Genomic DNA, 24,030 nt, shown 5'->3' on the forward strand with positions numbered 1-24,030 from the left:
TCACCCGATCACGGGATAGAACCCCTCGAGTCCTGCTTAGCGCAGAGGATTACGGGGGATGGATTGCCGCTTGCTTGCAAGTGAAATTACTGAAAGCGCCTTCTTCAAAAAATCAAACAATTATCCGGTCGATAGTCGTCCCGGAGTTAACCATCATTAGACAGCAGCGAGCTATCGTCATGAGCGTAAAGAACCGCAATAAGCCAAAGATCGTCGTCGGTAACATTGATCACGAGCGCCTGATAATTTTAGCCGGTAACGTTTCCGAGAAATTGGAAGAGGTTGCTGAGGAATTGTTGCAGGAGCTGGATCGTGCCAAAGTTGTACCGCAAAAAAAGTTGCCGCTTGATGTTATTTGCATGGGTTCAACGGTCGAGTTTCGTTCCAATGATGGCCATGAGCGCAAAGTAACACTGGTCTATCCCGGTGAAGCAGATATTGCACAGGGAAAGATTTCTATCCTGACGCCTATTGGTACGGCACTGATTGGCCTCGCACCCGGTCAGTCCATGTCGTGGACGGCACGCGATGGCAAGGCGCATGAGCTGAGTGTTCTGGCTGTATCTCAGGCAGAGGCAGTCGGCTCGTAATCCGGCAAAATTTAGAGCATAAGTCCTATCGGGATGCGTTCTAAAGCCCCGGAAAAGTACCATCTTTTCCGGGGCTTTAATTTCATATTCTTACACTTAATAATGCACTGACAATGAATCTATCGGAGCGTTTTTGGGCGGGGAAAACTTGGTCAGGTTAATTCCCTCAACGGCATTGCGATATTCTTCGATGCTTGGTGTGCGACCAAGGATTGCTGACAGAACCACCAATGGCGTCGATGCCAGCAGGGATTCGCCCTTTTTCTCGGCTGTATCCTCGACGACACGGCCCTGAAAGAGACGGGTTGAGGTTGCAAGAACCGTATCACCCTTTTCAGCTTTTTCCTGATTGCCCATGCACAGATTGCAGCCCGGGCGCTCCAGATACAAAATATTTTCATATTCTGTACGGTTGGATGTTTTCGGCTTCACATCATCAAATTCAAAGCCAGAATATTTCTGGAGAATTTCCCAGTCACCTTCGGCCTTTAATTCGTCAATGATATTATAGGTCGGAGCTGCGACAACGAGCGGTGCCTTGAATTCAACTTTACCCTGTTCCTTTTCAAGGTTCTTGAGCATCTGCGCGACGATCTTGATATCGCCCTTATGCACCATGCATGAACCAACAAAGCCAAGATCAACCTTCTTGTTGCCGCCATAATAGGAAACAGGCCGGATCGTGTCGTGGGTATAACGGCGCGAAACATCAGCATTGTTGACGTCCGGATCGGCAATCATCGGCTCGTTGATTTCATCAAGATCAACTATGACTTCTGCAAAATATTTCGCATTGTCGTCCGGCTTGAGCGCCGGTTTTTCACCGGAGCGGATTTCAAAAATACGAGCATCGGCCTTGTTGATCAGCCCCTGCAAGGTCTGTGCAGCATTGTCCATGCCCTTGTCGATCATGATCTGGATGCGCGATTTGGCAATCTCAAGCGACTCGATCAGCGTTTCGTCTTCCGAAATACAAATCGATGCCTTTGCTTTCATTTCCGCTGTCCAGTCGGTGAAGGTGAAAGCCTGATCAGCCAGCAGCGTCCCGATATGAACTTCAATAATACGGCCCTGGAAAACGTTATCGCCATGCTGCTTAAGCATTTGTGCCTGTGTCGCATGAACCACGTCACGGAAATCCATGTAAGGCTGCATCGTGCCTTTGAATGTTACCTTGACCGATTGCGGAATCGGCATGGTAGCTTCGCCGGTTGCAAGTGCGAGGGCAACAGTGCCGGAATCTGCACCAAAAGCCACACCTTTCGACATACGGGTATGGCTGTCACCGCCGATAATGATATCCCAGTCATCCACGGTAATATCGTTGAGAACCTTGTGGATCACGTCTGTCATCGAGTGATAGACACCCTTTGGATCGCGGGCGGTAATCACACCAAAATTATTCATGAAGCTCATCAGCTTCGGAATATTGACTTGAGCCTTCTTGTCCCAGACCGATGCCGTATGGCAGCCCGACTGATAAGCACCATCGACCAGCGGCGAAATGACAGTTGCTGCCATCGCTTCAAGTTCCTGGGCGGTCATCAGACCAGTTGTATCCTGCGAACCGACAATGTTCACTTTTACACGCACGTCAGAACCGGCATGTAGCACTTTGCCCGGCGTGACGCCGACGGCATTGCGATTGAAAATCTTCTCAACGGCAGTCAGGCCCTGACCTTCGATCGTGATTTCCTTGTTGGGTGCGAAAACCGGAGTTGGTTCAACACCCAATGTCTGTGCTGCAAATGTCTGGAGCTTCTTGCCGAAGACGATAGCATAAGAGCTGCCTGCCTTCATGAATTCCATCTTCTGCGGGGTGAAGGAAGACGCAACATCAACCAGTTCATTGCCGGTTTCGTCGCGAAGTTTCTTGTTCTTCGTGTCGATTTTCAGAACAGTGCCGGTTTCAACTGAAAATTTCTGTTCGAGAATCGGGTTGCCGTCATTATTGAGGATCGGCTTGCCATCTTCACCGGTCTTTTTGACCCAGTTTTTGAGGTTAATACCAATGCCACCGGTCACATCAACAGTTGTTGCGAAAATTGGCGAAATACCGTTGGTGCCTGCAACAATTGGTGCAAAATTGACAAAAGGTACATAAGGGCTGGCCGGTTTTCCGGTCCACAAAGCCACATTATTGACGCCCGACATACGCGACGAACCAACGCCCATCGTGCCCTTTTCGGCAATCATCATAACGCGTTTATCAGGATGCTGCTCTTGCAGCGCCACGATTTCCTGCTGCGCTTGCGGCGTGATCATGCACTGGCCATGCAACTGACGGTCGGAACGCGAATGCGCCTGATTGCCTGGCGACAAAAGATCGGTTGAAATATCGCCTTCTGCGGCAATAAAAGTCACGACCTTGATTTCATCTTCTACATCCGGAAGCTTGGTGAAGAATTCGGCTTTAGCATAGCTCTCAAGGACGTCTTTCGCGACTGCGTTTCCCGCATTATAGGCATCGCGCAGACGGAACATATCCGCATCATAAAGGAAAACCTGCGTCTTGAGGATATTACCGGCTTTCACCGCAATCGAAGCATCATCGCCAAGAGCGATATCCAGCAGAACTTCAACAGATGGGCCGCCTTTCATATGCGAAAGCAGCTCAAGGGCAAAATCCGGGGTGATTTCAGAAATGACAGTTTCACCAAGAATGATTTTTTTCAGATATGCCGCTTTTACGCCCGCAGCGCTGGTCGTGCCGGGCAGTGTATTATAGATGAAAAACTTCAGTGCATCTGCACGATATTCGCTCGTATGATCATCGATCAGTGCGGTGATTTCCGTAATAAGCGCACCGTCATCAATCGGCTTGGGAGCGAGCCCTTGTGTTTCTCTGCTTTTGATTTCAGCGAGGTAATCCAGATAAAGGCTCATGATAATCCCAACGTCATAATGTGAAGGTCGCCGCTATGCTGCGCCACCAAACGAGAATATTAATCTGACGGTTTATTATGAGTTTCAGTTATGTCAATCAAGACTAACTGACAAGATGCCGCATTTCAGCAAGCGTGGCTGATTATTCTCTGTCACAATTTCCCGGTAACGGCCTTGCTCAATCACGCGAGACAGGCAGTTTGCTGGCAGTCAAATGCCTTTCGGTCAGTGCCCGCTCTTCTAGAATAGAATAGCGAAATCTAAAAAGCTTTGCCGGACGACCACCCGTGTCACTGTCGCTTTTACCTGTCTCTTCAATCAGGTCTTGCTGTTCTACCAACCGACGGAAATTCTGTTTGTGAAGCCGCAACCCTGCGAGCGCTTCAACCGTTCGCTGAAGTTGTAAAAGTGTAAAATAATCGGGCATCAACTCGAAAACAACGGGACGGTATTTGATCTTTGCACGCAAGCGGGCAATCGCTGTCGCCAGAATGCGGCGATGATCGGCAAACATATGCTGACCTTTTTCAAGCCCCTCTTTTCCCGCCTCGTGCACAAGTCCTGCTTCAAAAAGCAGCTCATATCGATGAAGCGCCAAATCTTCGTTCCATCGCTCTCCATTCAAGCCGAATGAAAAAGCAATGCGTCTCAAACGCTGTGCAGCCAGTTCGGATGAACCGGCCTGCCTGGCCCATATGTGAAGATGGCTGTGAAGCTGAGTGACGATTTCGGGTATGCCCTGCCGATGATCTTCCCATGGAAGATAATCATACCAGCCACGCCAACTCGCCTGATCGGATGCAACATTATCCTCACGAACAAGTCCGAGATAACTGATTGAAATTGTACGCTCACCCTGTTTGTGGCGGTCACGGTCTGCAAATGTATAAAGTTGCTCCAGATAGCCGACAGGATGTGCAGTTTCAGCCTGGACCCAGGCACGCAATCCCGCTTGCAAGGAACGGTGCTCCGTTTCAAATGGCCCGGAAGGTAAAGCCTGTCCTTGCCGTACTGTCATGACGCGCGGCTGTTCACCAGTTACAGCGCTCAACACAGCAATCAGCTCTGTATGGACAACATCATTATTCAATATAATTGCTTCTTTCATCATTGAGCATCTGGAATATAAAATTATTTTGCACAACAGTTTTCAAAAACAAACCATGTTTCAAAAATGCAGAGCTGGGATCATAAAAAAACGCGCAGGGTTCACCCGCGCGTTTTGTCTCTTGCTTATCAGACGATCAAAAATCCCAATCGTCATCCTCTGTAGCGACTGCCTTGCCAATCACATAAGAAGAACCTGAACCTGAGAAGAAGTCATGATTTTCATCGGCATTTGGTGAAAGTGCAGAGAGAATCGCCGGGTTTACCTTGCAGGCTTCCGCCGGGAACAGCGCTTCATAACCAAGATTCATCAAGGCCTTGTTTGCATTATAATGCAAAAACTTTTTCACATCTTCCGTAAGGCCAACGCCATCGTAAAGTGCTTCAGTATAGCGCACTTCATTGTCATATAGTTCCAGCAACAGATCAAAGGCAAAATCCTTGATTTCCTGTTTTTTGGCTTCGCCAAGCGTTTCTATCGCACGCTGGTACTTATAACCGATATAATAACCATGAACGGCCTCATCGCGGATAATCAGCCGGATCAGGTCTGCCGTGTTGGTGAGCTTGGCGCGGCTCGACCAGTACATCGGCAGATAGAAGCCTGAATAGAACAGAAAGCTTTCCAGAAACACGCTGGCAATCTTCTTCTTGAGCGGATCTTCAGCATTATAATTTTCGAGGATCAGTTGCGATTTCCTTTGCAGGAATTCGTTTTCTTCCGACCAGCGATAGGCGTCATCCACGTCAGGCGTGAGGCACAACGTCGAAAAGATCGATGAGTAGGAACGTGCATGAACCGCTTCCATGAAAGAAATATTCGACAAAACCGCTTCTTCATGCGGCGTCGATGCATCCTCCATCAATGTCACAGCACCGACAGCGTTCTGGATCGTATCCAGTAGTGTCAGCCCTGTGAATACACGGATAGTAAGCTGTTTTTCTTCAGCTTTGAGCGTTTCCCACGACTGAATATCGTTGGACAGGGGTACTTTTTCCGGCAGCCAGAAATTACCGGTCAGACGGTTCCAGACTTCAAGATCCTTGTCGTCTTCAATCCGGTTCCAGTTGATAGCGCGCACAACCGCTGGCTTTTTTGCATTATTGTTTTTGAACTGCATATTCATTTGTCTCGATCCTGATCAAAGAGCGCAAGAGACGCAGCCTTCAACCTGCGTACCTTCAAGCGCCATCTGGCGCAGGCGGATGTAATAAATGGTCTTGATGCCCTTCTTCCATGCATAGATCTGTGCCTTGTTGATATCGCGTGTCGTTGCGGTATCACGGAAGAAAAGTGTCAATGACAGCCCCTGATCGACATGCTGCGTTGCCGCCGCATAGGTGTCGATGATCTTTTCCGGGCCAATCTCATAGGCGTCCTGATAATATTCAAGATTATCATTCGTCATAAAGGCTGCCGGGTAATAAACACGACCAATCTTGCCTTCTTTACGAATTTCGATCTTGGAGACAATCGGGTGGATCGAAGAGGTCGAGTGGTTGATATAGGAGATCGAACCCGTTGGCGGGACGGCTTGCAGATTCTGGTTATACAGCCCGCCTTCCATGACGGATTCTTTCAGTGCCTGCCAGTCTTCCTGCGTCGGAATCGCAATGCCGGCATTCTCGAAAATTGTGCGAACTTTTTCAGTCGCAGGTTCCCAGAGCTGATCGGTATATTTGTCAAAATATTCGCCTGTCGCATATTTTGATTTCTCAAAGCCCTTGAACGAACGCCCCTGTTCAATAGCAATACGATTGGAAGCGCGAACAGCGTGATAGGCCACTGTGTAGAAATAGATATTGGTGAAATCTATGCCTTCTTCCGAACCATAGAAAATGCGTTCGCGTGCGAGATAGCCATGCAGGTTCATCTGACCAAGGCCGATAGCGTGGCTTTCATCATTACCCCGGGCAATTGATGGAACCGAACCGATGTGACTCATGTCAGCAACCGCTGTCAATGCACGGATCGAGGTTTCAATCGTTTTGCCAAAATCGGGACTATCCATCGCTGCCGCAATATTCAACGACCCGAGATTGCAGGAAATATCCTTGCCAAGATGCTCATAAGACAGATCTTCATTGAAGATGCTGGCTTCACTCACCTGAAGAATTTCCGAGCAGAGATTGCTCATGGTGATGCGGCCATCAATCGGATTGGCGCGATTCACCGTATCTTCAAACATGATGTAAGGATAACCGGATTCAAACTGGATTTCCGCCAGCACCTGGAAGAAATCACGTGCATTGATCTTCTTCTTGCGGATACGACCGTCATCAACCATTTCGCGGTATTTTTCAGTGATCGAAATCTCGGTCATAGCGACGCCATAGACACGCTCGACGTCATAAGGCGAGAAAAGGTACATATCCTCGTCATTTTTGGCGAGTTCAAAGGTAATATCCGGGATCACCACGCCAAGCGAAAGCGTCTTGATACGGATTTTTTCGTCGGCATTTTCACGCTTGGTGTCGAGGAAGCGCATGATATCAGGGTGATGGGCATGCAGATAGACTGCGCCCGCACCCTGACGTGCACCAAGCTGATTGGCGTAGGAGAAACTGTCTTCAAGCAGTTTCATCACCGGAATAATGCCGGAAGACTGGTTCTGTATCTGCTTGATTGGCGCACCGGCTTCACGAATATTGGTGAGGCTCAGCGCCACACCGCCGCCGCGCTTTGAAAGCTGCAATGCGGAATTGATAGAACGTCCAATCGATTCCATATTGTCTTCAACACGCAGCAGAAAGCACGAGACAAGTTCGCCGCGCTGCTTTTTGCCTGCATTGAGGAAGGTCGGGGTTGCCGGCTGGTAACGGCCCGAAATGATTTCATCTACCATTTCACGGGCGTGCTGTTCATTGCCACGCGCAAGCGCCAGCGCCACCATGCAAACGCGATCTTCATAGCGTTCAAGATAGCGCTTACCGTCGAAGGTTTTCAGCGTATAGCTGGTGTAATATTTGAACGCGCCAAGGAAGGTCGGGAAACGGAATTTCTTGTCATAGGCATGATCGAACAGATCACGCACGAAATTGAACGAGTACTGGTCCAGTACTTCCCTCTCGTAATAGCCTTCACTAACCAGATAATCGAGCTTCTCACGCAGATTGTGAAAGAACACGGTGTTCTGATTAACGTGCTGAAGGAAATATTGCTGTGCTGCCTGCCGGTCACGATAGAGCTGAATCTTACCGTCATCATCATAGAGGTTCAGCATGGCGTTCAGCGCATGATAATCCAGCGATGTTTCCGTCAGCTCTCGCGGCTTGCTGCCCGATGCCGGGGATGACTCATGCTCTTCCATGGCGGTGGCCGTCTCGCGCTCCCGGGTCAGGGTTGTGTCTGCCGTGTCCAAAATCGTTCCATCCCGTCTTTAACATTGCCAATGTCTTCATCCGTTCCCAACAGCTCGAAGCGATAGAGATAGGGAACCTGACATTTGGCAGAGATAATCTTGCCTGCGAGGCCAAAAGCCTCACCGAAATTGCTGTTTCCGGCGGCGATTACGCCGCGAATGAGAGATCGGTTATCTGCATCATTGAGAAAACGAATGACCGGCTTGGGAACAGCGCCTTTCGTGCCGCCGCCACCATAGGTTGGCGTTATAAGCACAAAAGGCTCGTTCACGCGCAACAGGCCGGCATTATCCTCATAGCTTTCCAGCGGAATGCGCTTTGAGCGCATCCCGACACGCATCACAAAGCGATGGGTGTTCTCCGAACGGCTGGAAAAATAAACGATCTGGCCCATAGCTAACCCGGTAATGAACTGACTTAGGGTCAGGACCCTAGGCCAGTGAGCTGATCATATCCGGGCGGAATCCAGCCCAGTGCGTTTCACCCACAACAACAACCGGCACCTGACGATAACCAAGCCCCTGGACGAGATCATAAGCTTCTGCATCCGCAGAAATGTCGATGACATCATATTCAATACCCTGACGATCAAGTGCACGGGTGGTGGCAGTGCATTGGACGCAGGCTGGCTTGCTATAGACGGTGACGTTCATTTTTTCCTCACTGGGGACAAGGGATTTCCAGCAAAACCCGGCGCCGCACTGCGCTTCATCATGCATGGAAACTGAGATTCTACTGGCTGCGCTTTACAAAAGCAGGCATACAAAAACATTCACGCACTGCAAAATGCGTGTGGCAAACACAAGCAACAAAAGACAAAACGCTTTTTAAAAGCGCATTTACCGTAAACTAACCTGTACCGGGCGGCCCGGAACTATTCGGCCTTAAATCACTCGACATGCTTTTCACCCCGAAGCTTTTGAGGGGATATCCGGGGCACTGTAAAAGACACGGCAGAACTCTGCCGACATCCCTTTACGCACCAACCGACACCCCGCCCGTTGACGTTCACGTTCAAGGCAGGTCTCCTGGCTCGCGGCTTAACGCTTTACATCCGTCTTCCCGGTTTGACCCAGTGACATGATAGACATAAAGCTGGCCGCTTACAGTTGCGGGGGCAGCTACGGCATAGCCATATTCATTATGAATAGAACGCACCGTATTCCCATCTTCGCTTTCGATCCTCACGAATCGTAAGAACCTTGAACACAAGATATAGTATCTGAAGTTAAAAACTCGTCAACGGATAGATGGTTCAAAAAATATAAATCTGGACTTTATGAGAAGAGCCCTGTGAATAGCAGGGATAATCAGAAGTGCGTGATGCCAGGCTGCCCGACAAAAAAGCGAGCGGCGATCAATTGCGCACATATATGCATTGGGCTTTATGCGAGTCGCAACAGGATAGCTATTCAGCCGCGACCAGAATAACAGATTGTTGCAATGCAGCTTCTGTCGGTTTCAGCGCGACATAGCCGTTCTGTATCTCCAGCACATGCGTATAGACACTTTCACCATTTTCCAGTACCGGCAAATTTTCCTCATGCATGATGCTGATGACAATGGCATCGGGACAGCGAGTTTTCAGCGCCGTGTGAAAACGCATTTTCGATGATGGATCAAGCGCACCGGTTGCTTCATCCAGAAAAATAATTGACGGCTTGTGCAACAATAGTCTGGCCAGCATGATTTTCTGTTTCTGCCCACCAGAAAGAACCATATCCCATGCAGAACCATCGGCGTTATCGTCATTCATGCGCAAGATGAATTCACCAAGCCCTGCCTCGTGCAAAACAGCAGCTACTGCCAGATCATTGAATGCGCCTTCATCTTCAGGCAGGCATACAAGCTGTTTCAGCGTGACATTCGGAAACTTCGCTTCCTGCGGCGCATAGATAATTTTCGCTCTCTGAGGAAAGATAATATTTCCGGTTCCATAAGACCACAGGCCATTCAGCGCCTTGATAAAGGAGGTTTTGCCTGAACCGGATTCACCGCGCATGTAAACCCAGTCTCCGGCACGGATATTGATAATCCCGGAACGTAAGAATGGTGCTTCAGTGTTTGGCCCCTTCATAAGCGCAAGATTGCGCACCGAAAGGCCAAAGCGCTGATGCTGGGTCGAAAAGGTGAAACGATTTACACCCGAACGGGCGTAGAACTCCGCTGGCTCTTGTACCGCTTCGATTGCCTGCGCAAGTCCTGTTACACGACCGGCATTGGCACGCAAATTGGCAATGGCCGGCATGACCTGAATAAACCACGAGCAATCATTGATCATGGCTGCCACCAGTTCAGCACCGGTCACATAATTACGAAAACTGACAGCGCCACTCATATAAGGTACCAGGCCCGGAATATAGGCGATAATACGGTTGGACATAAAACCATAGGCCTGTGAGAAGGCAAGATAGGCAGCGTCGAAACGGTTAAGCCGGTTCCATGTGCCGTCAACGTCCTTGTAAAGCCGTTTGTTAACCGAACGCTGTACGGTTTCACCTTCAGACGCAGAAATCTGGAAACTGCGGCGCAGTAACGTCGTCCACTCACCACGATAGGAACCTTCGGCCTTCTGCATACCAAGATTGAGCTTCTCAAGCTGACGGCCGATCTTGATCGCGATGAACGTACCGATGGGTACATAAACAATGATTGCTGCAAAGGCCAATACAGCACCACCGTAAGAGCCAAGGAACTCAAGACCCTTCACTTCTGTTGAGATTTCTAACAGTTTCTGACCAATGAAAAAGGCTGACAACACAACGCCGACAATGCCCATGACCAGACCGATGGCTCCACCAGTCATGCCTTTGATCGATTCTTGCAAACGCTGATCCACATTATCCGGCAGGTTTACACCTTTCCCCTGCTGCAAGTGGAAATGGGTATGATTACGGTCAAGCATCGCATCGGAAAAACGATCATTAAGCCATTTGCGCCATTTACGATGCAGGGTCGTAGACAAAAGATGCCTAAAACCAACAAGCAATACGTCCTTGCCAAGCATTAAAAGGATCAGAATACCCGCATTGATAACAATAGCCATCAGCGGATTCTGAACCGGTGCGCTGTTGACATTAACGATAGAGTTCATCAAGTGCCCGGAAGCTTCTGCAACCCAGACTGTTGTTTTGCTGATAAACGCTGTAAAAATGAAGATAGCTCCCGTCAGCGCCCATGCTTCTTTCCATCGATCGGACATCCAGTAGGCGCACATCAAACCCCAAAACGAGGTCATCTGCGAAACGGCAGTGCTGCTCTCTCCATTAATGGACCGCTTTTCTATCTGCCGTACTGCTTCCAATTCGTGCCTGCTCCAAATTCCGCGCCTATTGTAACGCTATGTAACAAATTGCAACAAACTGTGGTTAACGTGATGTTAATAGTCAATACAAACGGTGATCACATTTCTGAATGGAAATTGAAACAATCATCAAGCAGCTGAAATCATGTGATGAATTGTTCGGCATGAAATGCGTGTGCAGAATTTCAATTGTCATCTGTGGTCAGAAAAACACGGTTTCCGATTGTTTAAAACAGGACAAACGACATTCGCCCACAGATTCGCATGATGAATCGTGATGAGTAATTGTGAGCTGACAGGTTTCATCAACATTATTCCAGCGCGTTGAGCTGTGCGATCACATTGTTTGAAAGCTCATGCGTGTTAATGCTAGTCTGTGAAATGTAGACAAGTTTGAGCAACGCTGCGCTCCATCCAGCAATGCGTTCGGATCTGATCGGTGGAAAGGTTAGAACTTGCAGGAACAAAGTAGTTTCTGGGAAACAAGATGACAGCAATATGAAGATTTACGCTAAGCTGTCCATAATGTCTGGCATGGAATTGCGTGCCTATAGTCTACCCTAAACAGCTGTCGCTATTAGAATGAGTCCACGCTCAGATTACGGATTTGAGTGCTGCTCTAATCTCGTCCTGCCCAAGGAATGAGAATGGCTTCTGCCTTGCGTAGGACCAGTTCCAGTGCGAATGCAATCACCGCAATAACGATAATCCCCATAATGACCACATCTGTTACGAGAAATTGGGCGGCCGACTGGATCATGAAGCCTAACCCTTTTGTTGCTGCGACAAGTTCGGCTGCGACGAGCGTTGTCCAGCCTGCACCGAGCGCAATCCTCACCCCTGTAAACATCGACGGCAATGTATGTGGAATAACGACATAGCGGGCCAATTGCCATCGGCTTGCATCGAAGGCACGCGCTGCGTTCAGCCGATCCTGTGATACGCTACGTACACCGGATGCTGTTGAAAGCGTTATGGGAGCAAGCATTGCCAGAAAAATCACCAATACCTTGGACAATTCTCCAATGCCAAACCAGATGACGATAAGTGGAAGATAGGCGAGTGGAGGAATTGGTCGAAGAAATTCTAGGATGGGATCCAGGATGCCACGTCCTATGCGGCTTAACCCGATAGCAAGGCCGACCGGGACCGCTATCACGATAGAAACGACAAGGGCTGCGAACACACGCGCAAGGCTAGCTCCGAGATGCTGCGCCAGCGTAGCATCGACAAAACCATTTTGTGCGACAGTGAAAAACTTGGCCAAAACCTGTGCAGGAGACGGTAGGAAGATCGGGGATACCAGCTTGAGACTTGCCGCAATCCACCACAGGACAATCAGCCCCACGATGGTGGCAAAACTGATGGCGCGAGTGCTGGAAAACCATGAAAATGCAGAACGTGGCGGTCGGATCACATCATTTTTGTTTTCCGTCTCGTTCTCGAAGGTTCGTGAACCAACAGAAACGCTCATACAATTTCTCCTTCAAAGATCGCATCTTCCAGTTCAGCACGCGCCTGCACGAATAAAGGATCGGCCTTGATCTCACGTACGGGTTCACCAGCCAGATAACGCCTTCCAAAATCGAGATTGAAAACCTGCGCAATTCGTCCCGGGTGCGGCAGCATCACCACAATTTTCGTTGCGAGAAAAAGCGCTTCTTCAATGCCGTGCGTCACCATTAAGACACCTGCGGAGTACCTGCTCCAGATATCAAGAAGAAGTGTCTGCATACGTTCACGTGTTAATGCATCAAGTGCGCCTAGCGGCTCATCCATGAGTAGAAAATCTGGTTCCGAGGCAAGTGCACGCGCAAGACCTACCCGTTGGCGCATTCCGCCGGACAATTCCCATATCGCCTTGTCACCCACACCTTCCAGCCGCACCTGAGCCAGAAGATTATTGGCTATGCGCTGTCGCTCTTTTTGAGATTTTCCGCGCAATCGCAAGGCAAAAGCGACATTCTCCCGCGTGTTGAACCACGGAAAGAGTGCATCATGCTGGAATACGACGGCCCGTCCCTGACCGGGACCGCAAAGAGGAAGACCATTTCGCGTTACCGCTCCTGTTTGTGGAGCTAGCAACCCAGCTGCGACATTGAGTAACGAAGTTTTACCGCAACCGGAGCGTCCAGTCAAAATGACGAATTCACCTGATGACAAATCAAGCGAAACATTTTCCAAGGCAGATATCGCAGCACCATCATAGTGCACACTTATCTGCTCAAGTTTCAGATTATTCATCAAATTGTTCCCGTTCACGAAAACCCTCGCCAGCCGAATAGCGGATCGGTGAGCGAGGGTGCATTCCAAGGTCAGGACCCTGAGTGGATTTCAGTCTTATTTCATCAAGCCTGCATTCTATCTCTTTGATTTACTGACATCTTGTCTGAAAAATTGTGCATATTTTTCGGGATATATTCTGGTAGATTTGCACCTGAGATTGACCTGTGTGCTCTGTACCAAAGCATTCCGAATATCAGGGGCAACGATGTCAGTTGCTAACAAGTGCGTCTGTAACATATTTTGTAGTTACAAAAGGCGTATAATCAACAAGGATATTGTCGACTTTGCCTTGTTCCTTGAGGAAAGCTGACGTATTGGCAATAGCATCGACTGTTGTACCTCCTAGATAGTTTGCTGATGCCTGATCTTTTAACGAGGGATATACATAGCCCTTCAAAAGCGCAGGGACCTCTTCCTGTTTAGCGCCAGTCAAACGCGCAATCTTCTCAGCTTCCGGTGACTTGTCGTTCCATGCATGCGGCTTGGAATTATAAGCATCGTAGGCCTTGCCGGTTACCTTCACAAAATCGCGCACCGCTTCGGGATGTTCCTTGGCAAAGTCTTTGCGCACAATCCACGCATCGAAAGTGGGTGCACCCCATTCGGCCACTTTTGCTGAATCGAGAATAACCTTGCCTTTTGTCTTGATTTGTCCGAGGGCAGGATCCCATACATAAGCGGCATCGATATCGCCACGTTCAAAAGCCGCAGCAATTTCTGGTGGTCGCAGGTTCAAGATTTCGACCGACTTGACGTCAACACCTTCATGTTTCAATGCTGCAAGCAGGCTGTAATGCGTCGTCGAAACAAACGGCACTGCAATCTTCTTGCCGACAAGGTCCTTGACAGAACCCGCATCCTTTGCAACCAGGGCTTCGGACTCGCCGATCAGCCCAACCACGAAAAAAGTCTCAATAGGCAATTCGCGACTGACGGCTGCTGCGAGCGGACTTGAGCCAACATAGCCAATATCGATACCGCCGGACGCGATAGCTGCAATCACATCCGCGCCGCTATCGAACTTGCGCCAGTTGATTTTCGCATTGATTGCTTTTTCATATTCGCCATCAGCTTGCGGAACCTTCGATGGCTCTACAACCGTTTGATATCCGATGTTGATTTCCGTATCGGCAGACCATGTCGGCCCCGCAGTAATAATTCCAATCAACACAGTCGTAGCTCTCAGAAAAATACGTCTCGTAAGTATAGTCATAAATCTCTCCTGAAATCTCTTGAGCCCCCGCAGCCCGTGAAAGCTCGTTTACATCACCAGCTCACCTTGCAGTCACAATATCTCCAATGATCAGAGATCGCGCAGTGATTGTGGAGAAACCCGTTGCCAATTTTGTTCGGCGGGAAGAAATATTTGCATCGCTATTTCGGATTTATCGATGCTCTCAGGGCAATGCTTCTAGCTGATGGCATAAAACGCATCTTACTTATAGAAAGCAGATATCTTCCCCTGCCGCCGTTGTGCCGTTTCCTATCGTGATCTTCAGTAAATAGCGGCTGGACATGGGCAGAGATTGATCATGCTACGTTGAACAGGTGGTTTGTTCGATACTCACCATAGATTGCGGTCAGGCACGGATAAGCAAACGCTCAACGCTTGGTTCATAGGGTGTTGACGAGACCTATATAAAGGTCAGAAGAAGGTGGACATCTATTTATAGGACGGTTGATCGTGCCGGACAAACACTTGAGTTTATGCTCTCTGAACACCGCAATCCGGGTGCTGCTTGGCGCTTCCTTAAGAAGGGATCGCTAATAAAGGCATTCCGGGCAATATAATCATTGATGAAAGTGAATCCAATTTTACGGGCGCTCAGACTATGAACAATAGCCTGAAGATCACCGGTACGGGCAAGCCGCTTGAAATCCTGCAGGTCAAATACCTCAACAATATTCTTCAACAGGACCATCTTTTCATCAGGAAGATCAGCAAACCCATATTGGGCTTCAAGGCATTTCATTCAGCTTCTTCGACAGTTGCAGGCATCGAAGTTGCGCATATGATGCGTACGAAACAGTTTGCGAACAACAACCGGTCGCTATTCGAGGCCTTTGCAGAGCTCGCGGCATAATTGCGTCAACAGATCAGTCCTCCCCCCTTGCCTGTTGAAAAATTCGCGGCACAGCCGTTTCTGCCTGATGCCTCGAAAAATATTTTTCGAGGCATTAAGCTAGAAGAATTATATTTTTTTATTCCTGAAATGCAGGAACCCCGGTATCTTTAATATTCAGCATGCCAATGCGATTCTCTCCATAAAGGGAGAAAAAGGATGTCGCATTCGACCCCCATACAAAACCAATTAAAACAGAAGCCATTGAATTTTTTCTGGTTTATTCCAACACATGGAGACGGCAGCTATCTCGGCACTGATCATCTGAGCCGCAGACCTGATTTCAAATATTTCAGGCAGGTGGCGATGGCCGTCGACCATCTTGGTTATAGAGGTGTTCTTTTGCCGACTGGCCAGAGCTGTGAAGATTCGTGGATTACAGCAGCTGGCCTTATGACAGCTACGGAACGGCTGAAATTTTTGGTCGCATTACGCCCGGGCGTTACTTCCCCAGCTTTTGCCGCGCGACAGACCGTAGCGCTCGACCGCCTGAGCAATGGTCGCCTGCTTTTAAATGTAGTTGTCGGCGGTAATCCAACAGAACTCGCTGGTGACGGTATATTTTTAGACCATGATGAACGCTATCTTCAAGGCGATGAATTTCTGGACATTTGGCGGCGCATGGTCAGTGGCGAAACTGTCGATTTCGAAGGCAAATATTATAAGGTCAAGGGGGCGCGGGTGGATTTCCCGCCCGTACAGAAACCCACACCCCCGCTTTATTTCGGTGGTTCTTCTGATGCAGGTCAAGAACTGGCGGCCCAAGCCGTCGACCTTTATTTAACTTGGGGCGAGCCACTTGATCAGGTTGCAGAAAAGATCGAAGCCGTACGTAAGAAAGCCGCATCTCGCGGACGTAATCTGCGTTTCGGCATGCGGCTACACTTCATCGTGCGCGAGAGCGAGGAAGAAGCCTGGGCTGCAGCGGATAAACTGATCGCCAATATTTCCGATGAGCAGATCGAACGGGCATGGAAACGCTTCCAGAACGAAATGGACTCGGTTGGCCAAAAAAGGCAGGCGGCGCTGCATGGCGGAAGGCGTGACAGACTTGTGGTTGCGCCCAATCTCTGGGCCGGAGTTGGCCTCGTTCGTGTGGGTGTTGGAACGGCCCTCGTAGGGACGCCAAAACAGATAGCCGAGCGGTTGCGCGAATATCAGGCGCTCGGCATCGATACGATTGTTGGATCAGGTTATCCACATCTGGAAGAGGCTTATCGTGTTGGCGAACTGCTGTTTCCAGAGCTTGGCCTTGGAGCAGTCACGCAGGAATTACGGGATGAAATTCCCAATGAATTCTCGGTCGGAGCATATGGCGGCTCAAGACTGGCTGGAAGAATATAGCGCTCGGTACTTTTTGCATCAACACACCTATAACTCATAGGGCTGTGTCGCGAATTTTCCAACAGATAAAGGGGACTGATCTGTTAATTCAGTGGTGGAAACTTTCCCCATTCGACTATCTGAGCACGGCTCAGGTCGAGCAAGAGGTCGCATAGGGGCGAAATTCTTCTCCAATTTTCTACTGCAAGTCCAAGACGAGGTTTTCTTACCTCTCGTTCTCCGGACATCGAAATAATACTAATTGCTGGCACGTCCATCTGAAGTGCTTCGTTTTGGAGGTAAGTTCGAATAAATGAGCAAATCTCAATCGTGCCGCTGCTTGCTCGTGCCGACCCCAACATCTATGGGGCGTATCTCGACCGTTGCCGTCATACCTGCTGCGAGTTCAACACCGGACGGCACCCGATCGATGTGGATGCGCACCGGGATGCGCTGAGCAAGCCGCACCCATGAGAACGTCGCCGCTACATTGGGGAGGCCGAGATGACCGGGCGCATCGTTGCTGTTATCGATACCGCGGCCGATACTTTCAACATGGCCCGATATTGGCTGATCAAAACCCATCAACATGATCCGTGCCGGGTCGCCAACTCGGATATGGCCGATCTTCGTCTCCTCGAAATAGCCGGTGATCCAGAAGCTGGCGGCGTCGAGGACGGCGACCTTCGTCACGCCAGCGGTCGCGTAGTCGCCGGGCCTAAGCCTGAGGTTGGTGATATAGCCGTCGACCGGCGCGCGGACAGTCGATCGGGCGAGGTCAAGCTTGGCCAGATCAAGTGCCGCCACCGCTGACTGGTAGGCGGCACTTGCGACCGCAGCAGCACCGCTCGATTGTTGAGCCGCCTCCCGGGAGACAATATCCTTGAGCTGACTGTGCCGCCGCGCTGTTGTCTGACGAACGATCATATCCTGTCGTTTGGCTTCGACCTCAGCCTCTGCCAACGCCACTGCTAGTTTCAGCCGCTCGGGGTTGATCTTGTAAAGGATATCACCCCGACGGACATATTGATTATCAACCACGGGAACCGCGCTGACTGTGCCGGAGACTTCCGGTGCGATCTGCACGACATCAACGCCAACCCGTCCGTCGCGAGTCCAGGGCGTCCGCTCATAATGGTGCCACACCTTCAGCGCGATAAAGGCAGAGACGCAGACGAGGCAAAGGGTCAGGGCATAGCGCCCAAGCAGGGATAGGATAGGTTTCAAGGCAGGAGTCCGGTTGATGGCAGATACTGCACGAGCAGGCTGTAAATGATAACAAAAGTTGCGAGTTCGGCCAGCGGCCGATATGCGAACAGGCGATTGAGGCTGGAAGCGGCAAACAGGCGGAGCACTGCTATGGTGGCGACCAGCGCGACGAATGAGAGCACGACAAGACCGGGGATCAGGACGCCTCCGATATTGAGATCAATGATCATCGGTTGTGATGCTCCTGTATGTTTGCAAGCCAAGCGCAAACCGCAAATCGATAAGCAGATCGACAATTTGCAGGCGGTTCTTAAGCTCGCTGCCTGCCGTCTTCTCGATCAAGGTCTCAACCCACAAATCGAGATCGGGCAGATCGGTCGTTGTTGACTGCTTGCTGCCCCTAAAGCGCCTGGCGATGACTGATAGAATGTCTCTTAGTTCGACGCCGATCTCACTCTTGTGTGGGATTGTCCTGCGAAGCTGACCAGTGACATGCCCGATACGAAGATGGCGCAATGTTTCATCGAGAACATCCGGATAGGCTTTGCCGGTCAGCCGCAACCTTGGCAGCAGCAAGGCTGTCCGATCGATCATCAGGCTTGTCCAGCGTGCCTCATTCGGCGCTTTGCCAAGCGCACGTCTTCCAACGTCGCGGCGGCTCAAACGAAGCAAGCGATTGATTGCTCCATCAACAGGCACGGTCTGGAACAGGGACATGCTCACGGCGCCGAAGCCGACCGCAGCAAACAGCGCAATCACACTGTTGAGTGAGGTAGCGAAGTCGCCTGTGTAATAGGGACCGAGAGGCGAGAGGATTGGAATGGTCAGCGTGATGCCGAGCGCCATAAAAGTTGTCGGCAGGCGTGCCTGGAGAGACCCCGCGAACAAAAACGCCGGCGCAAGCACCGCGACAAGAACCCAAAATTCCGTGACTGAGGGCAGGATGATGAAGCTGTAGACTAGGCTGATTATGACCCCGTAGATTGAGCCGACGATATATTTGACGACAAAGGGCACAGGCGCATCGAAATTGCCGAACAGGGTACAGCAGACGCCAAGAATGGAGACGGCCATTCCACCTTCCGGCCAGGCCGTCCAGATCCAGAAGGCGCAGCCGATGAGAATGCCGGTGATCGCGCCGAGCGCGGCGCGCCCTGCCATCAAGAGATCGCGGTGATAGACATAGCCTTTCGCCCGCTTCGGTCCATGAAGTGAGTTGGCATCGCGCAATCGTCCGCTCGCCGCAATGCTCCGCCCAAGCCTGTCGCAGTCCTCTAACAGACCGATCATCTCCGCCAAATGTCCTGCGAGGTTGGCTGCAAGCCTGTCGCCGGGCATCACACCGTCGGCGCGAAAACGCTTCTGGACTGACCGTGCGTGCGTGATCAGTAGAGTTGCGATCGCCTCCCGCTCTTCCGTTTGGGCGCTTGCGGCCCATACAGAGACCTCACTGACCAAGGCAGTCAACTCACCGGGCGCACCACCGTCGGCTAAATGAAGGGCTGCAATCCTGTCTTCGATCTCGGCTGCGAGCCACAGCAAGCGGGCGAGCCGGTCATGGATAAGTTGCAGTAGCCGGCGCGGTGGCGTTGGCGCCGGATCATAGGGAAGATGTGTGGCAAGCCCCTGAATTGCCAACAGGTCGGCTGCAAGCTGGTGGCGGTCACGACGGTTTACTTCCGGCGTTCCAATCAGCGCATTATCCGCCAGCCGACGGGCGTCCCGCAGCGTGGCTGAGAGCCTGCCGGTAAACTGTCCGGTCATGCGTTTCGGCAGAATGTAGCGATGGATCAGAACCGCGCAAAAAATCCCGATCGAGATTTCCTGAACGCGCAAGGATGCCGTCTCGAAAACTGCGCCTGGATCGAGCACGCTTGGGAAGCCGATCAGGCTTGCAGTATAACCGGCAAGAACAAAGGCATAGGCGCGTGGTGTGCGATCAAGCAGTGAGAAAAACAGGCACAGACCGATCCAGCCCGCAAGTACGACGCTGCACACTATCGGATCGTTTACGAAGTTCGGAACGATTGCGACCGTTGCTATTGCGCCAGCCAGCGTCCCGGCAAAGCGATAGACACCGCGACTGAAAGACGCGCCGGCGGACGTCTGCGAAACGATGTAGACAGTAACGATAGCCCAGAACGGCTTTGGAAGTCCGATCCTGAGCGAAATGTAATAGGCGAGCATTGCCGCAGCGAAACTCTTCACCGAAAACAGGATCGCATCCGCATCCGCCTTCATAGCGGGCGTGCGCAAGAAGAGCGTTCCAGCTTGCAGCATGACTGCAATGGCCTTGTTTGAGAGGGTATTTATGGGAGGCGCAATGTTCATGCCGCCATTAGTGACAGAATTGCAAAATCAAATAAATTCGTTATTATGACATAAAATACCTAAAAATGGCCATTCTCCATGTCCGTCTTACGATCTGCTGTTTCCGTTTTCGATCCTGATCTTACCCTTCTGCCTGCGGTGGCTCACAAGCTTGATTTCGCAGATCATGAGGCAGAAGTGCCTCTGCACGTCCATCGCAAAGGGCAGTTGATTCTCGCTCTGCACGGCGCGGTCACATGCACTGCTGGCAATGAAATATGGATCGTGCCTCCAAACTGCGGGGTCTGGATTCCAGGCGGCATGCCGCATAGTGCGCGAGCAACAGCGAATGCACGACTTAACTATCTTTTCGTCGAACCTGATGCGGCAAACTTGCCGGACACCAGTTGCACATTGTCAGTGTCTCCCATGATCCGCGAAATGGTAGATCGGCTTACTCGTGAGCGTGCGGATTATCTTGCCGATAGCCATGCCGCCCGGATTGCGCGGGTGATCCTCGACGAACTGGCGCAGATGCCGCATGAAAGGTTCAATCTGCCGATTTCCAGTCATCCGAAGATAAGGGCGATGGCAGACGCTCTGACAATGGAACCTTCAGATCGCAGCACATTGAGCGATTGGGCAAGTAGGCTCGCAATGAGTGATAGATCACTGGCCCGCCTGCTGATCCGGGAAACAGGACTGACATTCGGGCGCTGGAGACAACAACTCCATTTGATCGTAGCCCTTCGTGAACTGGCGAGCGGAGAAACGGTACAGAATGTCGCCGCCGAACTGGGATATGAGTCGGTAAACGCGTTCATAACAATGTTCAAGAAGGCCCTCGGCAGCACGCCGGCGCAGTATTTCTCACCCCGAGGCACACCACCACATTCATCTTAACATTGCGAGTCTTCGGCGGTAATATGGCAACATGCTCGCATGGCCATATTACACGCAATATATGGGAAAGCAGCGGTAGACAGCACCCTTGTTACAGCTCGGATGACAAGCGACCGGCGCGCTGCGGCTCGCGGATAAATCGTTCAACGAGTTCATCGGTCCATTCCACATATTCGACGTGGAGACCATCAGCATGACGCGCATAGAGCATCCGGCCTGTAGGCACATCAACAATCGGCTGGGTTATGGTTGCTCCACAGGCAAGCAGCTCGGCTTCAATTGCTTCGATATCGCGCACTATGACAGGGCCGTGGCTATCCCGAATTGGCGCCAGTGATTGCTCTGTGCCAGCCACAATAAACATATCCCCAACGCCAGCCAGATCCCATTCACCGAAGCGGAACCGCAAATGCGCTTTACGACCGTGAAGCCGCTCGAGGGTGGCCAGCGTGGCATCGCAGTCTGCTGAGAACAGCCGTGCATAGGTTTTTAGGATCATATCACACCTTATTTATTGATCACTACAAATCTATCTTCATTGACTTGCTGCGGTCAATAGTTATTTAGTGATCATTATGAAACAGCCAATGAATAAAGGCGGTCGCCCTCGCGGCTTTGACCGCGACAACGCAATTGAGACAGCAATGCATCTCTTCTGGAGGCATGGTTATGAGGGAGTTTCGCTTGCCATGCTGACAGAAGCAATTGGCATAGCGCCTCCCAGTCTCTATGCGGCTTTCGGAAGCAAGGCTGGCTTATACCGTGAGGCTCTGGATCGTTACTCAAGAATGGCCGAATTCACGCTTTCGCGTCGTGACGAGGAAGACCTGACCCTCGACCAAGCCCTGTCACATCTGTTCGACCAAGCCATTGAAAGAGTGACGGGCAAACAGGGCGAACACGGCTGCATGGTTTCAATAGGATTGCTCTTCTGCCACCCAGATCATGGCCAATTGGCTGACGAGCTTGCTAAGCGCCGACACGATATGGCCGCAAGCCTCGATCATGACCTTCGGCGTTGGCTGCCACCAGCTCATTGCAGCAAGGCTGCTCGCTTTCTCTGCGCTGTTTTACAAGGCATTGCGGTTCAAGCCAAGGACGGAGCGACCGCACATGATCTTCGTACCACAGCAGATATCGCTCGGGCGGCGATTAAGTCCATGGTTACGACGTATCTGCAGAATACATCATGATATTCATTCGCGTATACGAAACGCTCAAAGTGAAATGATGTATGACTACCGATCATTTTAAATGGTTGAAATAATTTAAGCTGCGACTTACCGCCAATATTTGTAGCAAAAACCTGCATAGCAGCTGCTAATTGGCTCAACTCTGTCTGAGAATATTTTCAGTACAAATACAGCATATATATGCTCATAGCATAGCGAGCGTTTTTAATGTAAATTAAAATATAATATAATAAGAAACACATGAATGGAAGCTGAATATTCTTGCTGAAATATAGATAATAGAACAATATACCTTATTATAATTTTCAATATAATTAAATTATCTCCAAAGAGATTGCCAACATTGGAGATGGTTATGGTGGGGAAATTAAACTTAAAGTCACTATTCTGGGGCGCTGTTGTTGCAGTCACCTTTGCTGGTTCAGCCTCGGCATCTGATGCACTCGTTAAAACCGATTGGTTGCAGGATAATCTCAAAAATCCAAATGTTCGTGTCTTTGAGGTGAGCGTTGATACAGGTGTCTATGAGCGCGGACATATCCCAGGTGCAGCTCATCTGAACTGGCACACCGACCTTGTTGATCCGGAAAAACGCGATATCGCCACACGTGCAAGTTTCGAAAAGCTTCTTCGCGAAGCAGGTGTCAATAAGGATACAACCATTGTTCTTTATGGCGATAACAATAACTGGTTCGCGGCTTGGGGTGCATGGATTTTTGAAGTTTACGGCCTTGGTGATCAGGTGAAACTGCTTGATGGAGGACGCAAACTTTGGGAGGCAAAAGGTCTACCGCTGGATACGGCTGCGCCTGATTATGCAGATTCAAGCATCGAACTTCCTGAACGCGATAATTCTGTCCGAGCGCGTTTTGCAGATGTGGTTTCGGTTGCTGAAGGTAAAGGTGATACCAAGCTTGTCGATATTCGTTCTGCTGACGAATATTCTGGAAAGATATTCGCGCCGGAAGGAGTGAAGGAGCTCTCTGTTCGTGCAGGGCATATTCCGGGAGCGGTCAACGTCCCTTGGGGCAAGATCGTCAATGAGGATGGCACATTCAAATCGCCTGAAGAGATTAAGGTGATCTATGCCGAGCAGGGTATTGATGGTTCAAAGCCGGTCATTACCTATTGCCGCATTGGAGAACGTTCAAGCCATACTTGGTTCGCACTTAAAAAGATCCTTGGTTACGATGTCCGCAACTATGATGGCTCATGGACCGAATATGGGAATGCTGTAGGCGTGCCAGTTACCAATCTCGCCGGCACTGTCTGGACCGGCAAGTAATTACAGTTCAATCCATCAGAATGCTTTGAGATGGGCGAAGTCTCAGACTTCGTCCATAAAGCTTATCACATAGAGGTGGTTCGGTTTGTCTGAACAGTTTCGGGCGTTTCGTTAAGTGGATTTCCGCCGCGATTATGCCGCCACCATC

The 24,030-nt window shown here is 50.4% G+C and carries 19 protein-coding genes, 1 pseudogene and 1 riboswitch; of the genes and pseudogenes, 6 read left to right on the plus strand and 14 right to left on the minus strand.

The genetic code is table 11. The features are described 5' to 3' along the window. The first annotated feature begins 179 nt into the window (after positions 1-179). On the plus strand, positions 180-590 hold the full coding sequence (gene rnk, locus FHY56_RS13380) for a nucleoside diphosphate kinase regulator (protein WP_140905698.1): 411 nt from the start codon (positions 180-182) through the stop codon (positions 588-590). Positions 591-686: 96 nt separating this feature from the next. Here the strand turns inward: rnk and FHY56_RS13385 are convergent, their stop codons facing one another. The 10 genes from FHY56_RS13385 to tauA form a co-directional block, all read right to left on the minus strand. Next, entirely contained in the window at positions 687-3,476 is a 2,790-nt protein-coding gene (locus tag FHY56_RS13385; RefSeq protein ID WP_140905699.1) for a bifunctional aconitate hydratase 2/2-methylisocitrate dehydratase, read from the minus strand. A gap of 178 nt (positions 3,477-3,654) precedes the next feature. Continuing rightward, complete coding sequence (locus FHY56_RS13390) at positions 3,655-4,587, minus strand: NUDIX hydrolase (protein ID WP_140905700.1); 933 nt, start codon at positions 4,585-4,587, stop codon at positions 3,655-3,657. Between the two features lie 133 nt (positions 4,588-4,720). Then, positions 4,721-5,710 (minus strand): class 1b ribonucleoside-diphosphate reductase subunit beta, encoded by a 990-nt coding sequence (nrdF, locus tag FHY56_RS13395; protein ID WP_140905701.1) that lies wholly within the window; start codon positions 5,708-5,710, stop codon positions 4,721-4,723. A 15-nt stretch (positions 5,711-5,725) separates the two neighbouring features. Continuing rightward, positions 5,726-7,894, minus strand: a complete 2,169-nt coding sequence (gene nrdE, locus FHY56_RS13400) for a class 1b ribonucleoside-diphosphate reductase subunit alpha (RefSeq protein WP_140905728.1) — start codon at positions 7,892-7,894, stop codon at positions 5,726-5,728. Between the two features lie 26 nt (positions 7,895-7,920). Then, the gene (gene nrdI, locus FHY56_RS13405; protein ID WP_140905702.1) at positions 7,921-8,340 is read right to left on the minus strand and encodes a class Ib ribonucleoside-diphosphate reductase assembly flavoprotein NrdI; all 420 of its coding nucleotides are present in this window, start codon (positions 8,338-8,340) and stop codon (positions 7,921-7,923) included. Between the two features lie 37 nt (positions 8,341-8,377). Further along, positions 8,378-8,599: a glutaredoxin-like protein NrdH gene (gene nrdH, locus FHY56_RS13410; protein ID WP_140905703.1), complete on the minus strand. Its 222-nt coding sequence runs from the start codon at positions 8,597-8,599 to the stop codon at positions 8,378-8,380. A gap of 348 nt (positions 8,600-8,947) precedes the next feature. Then, a riboswitch (cobalamin riboswitch) is annotated at positions 8,948-9,166 on the minus strand. Between the two features lie 188 nt (positions 9,167-9,354). Continuing rightward, entirely contained in the window at positions 9,355-11,250 is a 1,896-nt protein-coding gene (locus tag FHY56_RS13415; RefSeq protein WP_376890353.1) for an ABC transporter ATP-binding protein/permease, read from the minus strand. Between the two features lie 619 nt (positions 11,251-11,869). Further along, positions 11,870-12,724, minus strand: coding sequence for a taurine ABC transporter permease TauC (gene tauC / locus FHY56_RS13420; RefSeq protein WP_140905704.1), 855 nt, complete (start codon positions 12,722-12,724; stop codon positions 11,870-11,872). Next, positions 12,721-13,494 (minus strand): taurine ABC transporter ATP-binding protein, encoded by a 774-nt coding sequence (locus FHY56_RS13425; RefSeq protein ID WP_140905705.1) that lies wholly within the window; start codon positions 13,492-13,494, stop codon positions 12,721-12,723. The genes tauC and FHY56_RS13425 overlap by 4 nt, the downstream gene beginning before the upstream one ends. A gap of 250 nt (positions 13,495-13,744) precedes the next feature. After that, a complete protein-coding gene (tauA, locus tag FHY56_RS13430) occupies positions 13,745-14,749 on the minus strand; it encodes a taurine ABC transporter substrate-binding protein (RefSeq protein ID WP_140905706.1) in 1,005 nt (334 codons plus the stop codon). Positions 14,750-15,005: 256 nt separating this feature from the next. On the opposite strand from tauA, the pseudogene FHY56_RS18180 reads away from it, so the two are divergent. Beyond that, positions 15,006-15,620 (plus strand): annotated as a pseudogene (locus FHY56_RS18180) (IS6 family transposase); the annotation flags it as partial. A gap of 198 nt (positions 15,621-15,818) precedes the next feature. Beyond that, a complete protein-coding gene (gene ssuD / locus FHY56_RS13445) occupies positions 15,819-17,003 on the plus strand; it encodes an FMNH2-dependent alkanesulfonate monooxygenase (RefSeq protein ID WP_140905708.1) in 1,185 nt (394 codons plus the stop codon). Positions 17,004-17,306: 303 nt separating this feature from the next. Here ssuD and FHY56_RS13450 read toward each other — a convergent pair whose 3' ends face one another. From FHY56_RS13450 to FHY56_RS13460, 3 genes are read right to left on the minus strand one after another with little or no spacing between them, the layout of a single operon-like run. Next, positions 17,307-18,209 (minus strand): efflux RND transporter periplasmic adaptor subunit, encoded by a 903-nt coding sequence (locus FHY56_RS13450; RefSeq protein ID WP_140905709.1) that lies wholly within the window; start codon positions 18,207-18,209, stop codon positions 17,307-17,309. Further along, positions 18,206-18,421: a DUF1656 domain-containing protein gene (locus FHY56_RS13455; protein WP_140905710.1), complete on the minus strand. Its 216-nt coding sequence runs from the start codon at positions 18,419-18,421 to the stop codon at positions 18,206-18,208. The genes FHY56_RS13450 and FHY56_RS13455 overlap by 4 nt, the downstream gene beginning before the upstream one ends. After that, the gene (locus tag FHY56_RS13460; RefSeq protein ID WP_140905711.1) at positions 18,411-20,522 is read right to left on the minus strand and encodes an FUSC family protein; all 2,112 of its coding nucleotides are present in this window, start codon (positions 20,520-20,522) and stop codon (positions 18,411-18,413) included. Before FHY56_RS13460 ends, FHY56_RS13455 begins: the two co-directional genes overlap by 11 nt. A 78-nt stretch (positions 20,523-20,600) precedes the next feature. Here FHY56_RS13460 and FHY56_RS13465 point away from each other — a divergent pair, with 78 nt between their 5' ends. Beyond that, a complete protein-coding gene (locus tag FHY56_RS13465) occupies positions 20,601-21,404 on the plus strand; it encodes an AraC family transcriptional regulator (protein ID WP_140905712.1) in 804 nt (267 codons plus the stop codon). A 91-nt stretch (positions 21,405-21,495) separates the two neighbouring features. On the opposite strand, the gene FHY56_RS13470 is transcribed toward FHY56_RS13465, so the two are convergent. Continuing rightward, positions 21,496-21,903: a VOC family protein gene (locus tag FHY56_RS13470; RefSeq protein WP_140905713.1), complete on the minus strand. Its 408-nt coding sequence runs from the start codon at positions 21,901-21,903 to the stop codon at positions 21,496-21,498. 88 nt (positions 21,904-21,991) lie between these two features. Between FHY56_RS13470 and FHY56_RS13475 the strand changes: the two genes are divergently transcribed. Together FHY56_RS13475 and FHY56_RS13480 are read left to right on the plus strand one after the other, a co-directional pair. Beyond that, positions 21,992-22,597, plus strand: a complete 606-nt coding sequence (locus FHY56_RS13475) for a TetR/AcrR family transcriptional regulator (RefSeq protein WP_235889500.1) — start codon at positions 21,992-21,994, stop codon at positions 22,595-22,597. Positions 22,598-22,952: 355 nt separating this feature from the next. Then, entirely contained in the window at positions 22,953-23,882 is a 930-nt protein-coding gene (locus FHY56_RS13480; protein ID WP_140905715.1) for a sulfurtransferase, read from the plus strand. The last annotated feature ends 148 nt before the right edge of the window (positions 23,883-24,030 follow it).

Origin of the sequence: Brucella gallinifaecis, from assembly GCF_006476605.1 — a bacterium.
Classification (GTDB): domain Bacteria; phylum Pseudomonadota; class Alphaproteobacteria; order Rhizobiales; family Rhizobiaceae; genus Brucella; species Brucella gallinifaecis.

Bases quoted from the DNA above. Each gene is read 5' to 3' on its own strand.
- rnk (WP_140905698.1), top strand. From the start codon at position 180: ATGAGCGTAAAGAACCGCAATAAGCCAAAGATCGTCGTCGGTAACATT.
- FHY56_RS13385 (WP_140905699.1), bottom strand. From the start codon at position 3,476: ATGAGCCTTTATCTGGATTACCTCGCTGAAATCAAAAGCAGAGAAACA.
- FHY56_RS13390 (WP_140905700.1), bottom strand. From the start codon at position 4,587: ATGATGAAAGAAGCAATTATATTGAATAATGATGTTGTCCATACAGAG.
- nrdF (WP_140905701.1), bottom strand. From the start codon at position 5,710: ATGAATATGCAGTTCAAAAACAATAATGCAAAAAAGCCAGCGGTTGTG.
- nrdE (WP_140905728.1), bottom strand. From the start codon at position 7,894: ATGGAAGAGCATGAGTCATCCCCGGCATCGGGCAGCAAGCCGCGAGAG.
- nrdI (WP_140905702.1), bottom strand. From the start codon at position 8,340: ATGGGCCAGATCGTTTATTTTTCCAGCCGTTCGGAGAACACCCATCGC.
- nrdH (WP_140905703.1), bottom strand. From the start codon at position 8,599: ATGAACGTCACCGTCTATAGCAAGCCAGCCTGCGTCCAATGCACTGCC.
- tauC (WP_140905704.1), bottom strand. From the start codon at position 12,724: ATGAGCGTTTCTGTTGGTTCACGAACCTTCGAGAACGAGACGGAAAAC.
- FHY56_RS13425 (WP_140905705.1), bottom strand. From the start codon at position 13,494: ATGAATAATCTGAAACTTGAGCAGATAAGTGTGCACTATGATGGTGCT.
- tauA (WP_140905706.1), bottom strand. From the start codon at position 14,749: ATGACTATACTTACGAGACGTATTTTTCTGAGAGCTACGACTGTGTTG.
- ssuD (WP_140905708.1), top strand. From the start codon at position 15,819: ATGTCGCATTCGACCCCCATACAAAACCAATTAAAACAGAAGCCATTG.
- FHY56_RS13455 (WP_140905710.1), bottom strand. From the start codon at position 18,421: ATGATCATTGATCTCAATATCGGAGGCGTCCTGATCCCCGGTCTTGTC.
- FHY56_RS13460 (WP_140905711.1), bottom strand. From the start codon at position 20,522: ATGAACATTGCGCCTCCCATAAATACCCTCTCAAACAAGGCCATTGCA.
- FHY56_RS13465 (WP_140905712.1), top strand. From the start codon at position 20,601: ATGTCCGTCTTACGATCTGCTGTTTCCGTTTTCGATCCTGATCTTACC.
- FHY56_RS13470 (WP_140905713.1), bottom strand. From the start codon at position 21,903: ATGATCCTAAAAACCTATGCACGGCTGTTCTCAGCAGACTGCGATGCC.
- FHY56_RS13475 (WP_235889500.1), top strand. From the start codon at position 21,992: ATGAATAAAGGCGGTCGCCCTCGCGGCTTTGACCGCGACAACGCAATT.
- FHY56_RS13480 (WP_140905715.1), top strand. From the start codon at position 22,953: ATGGTGGGGAAATTAAACTTAAAGTCACTATTCTGGGGCGCTGTTGTT.